The sequence below is a fragment of the Lacinutrix sp. MEBiC02595 genome (assembly GCF_053601555.1).
The window spans coordinates 1-503 of the sequence record NZ_JBSHNU010000247.1 but is presented as its reverse complement, the minus strand read 5'-3'; the positions used below and the strand labels follow the sequence as shown (position 1 = coordinate 503).

General features: G+C 44.1%; 1 pseudogene. It reads right to left on the bottom strand.

Features of this window, described 5'->3' with window-relative positions:
• Positions 1–503: pseudogene (locus tag ACVCZW_RS19420) on the bottom strand (hypothetical protein); the annotation flags it as partial.

Here is a 503-nt window from a genome sequence, read left to right as displayed (position 1 = left end):
GTTGCTGTCATAGTAAAAGCTGCGTTTCCGGAGGTTAAAACAGTTACTGTTTCGGTGCTAGTTGTTCCGCAGGTTCCTGGACTTGCGTATTCTATCGTATAGGTCGTCCCGGAAATTCCATTAGTTACCGCTCCGCTAGTTGCATCTATCGTGGCTCCATCGGTTGGGATCGGATTAAAAACAAAACTCCCACCAAGATCTCCGGTAATATTTGCGGTGCCGCCATCACAAGTTGCTGTCGTATTAAAAGAAGCGTTTCCTAAAGTTAAAACCGTAACCGTTTCTGTGCTACTTGTTCCACAGGTTCCTGGACTCGCATATTCAATAGTATAGGTTGTTCCAGAAATACCATTAGTTACTGTTCCGCTAGTTGCGTTTATTGTTGCACCATCGGTTGGTATTGGATTAAACGTAAAGCTTCCGCCAAGATCTCCGGTTATATTTGATGTTCCGCCATCACAAGTTGCTGTCGTATTAAAAGAAGCATTCCCGGAGGTTAAAAC